The sequence below is a fragment of the Algoriphagus lutimaris genome, from assembly GCF_017051705.1.
In the GTDB taxonomy this organism is placed as follows: Bacteria; Bacteroidota; Bacteroidia; order Cytophagales; family Cyclobacteriaceae; genus Algoriphagus; species Algoriphagus lutimaris.
In genome coordinates this window covers 1-255 of the sequence record NZ_JAFIDJ010000060.1, presented here as the reverse complement: position 1 = coordinate 255, position 255 = coordinate 1, and the positions used below count along the sequence as shown (strand labels likewise).

The following is a 255-nucleotide window of genomic DNA, read 5'->3' as shown; positions in this document are numbered from 1 at the left end:
CGACTTCATATGCGGAGTCGCCATCAGCACCGTCTGCACCTGGGGCACCATCTAATCCATTGGCTCCATCAGCACCTTCAAGAGATGCGAGCCATTCGGCTTCAGTTCCTACAAATCCATTGGCTACTGCGACTTCATATGCGGAGTCGCCATCAGCACCGTCTGCACCGTCTGCACCGTCCGCTCCATCTGTTCCTTCAAGAGATGCGAGCCATTCGGCTTCAGTTCCTACAAACCCATTAGCTACTGCGACTT

Annotated in this window: 1 pseudogene; it reads right to left on the bottom strand. The window is 54.1% G+C overall.

Features of this window, described 5'->3' with window-relative positions:
- A pseudogene (locus JYB62_RS19785) lies at positions 1 to 255 on the bottom strand (hypothetical protein); the annotation flags it as partial.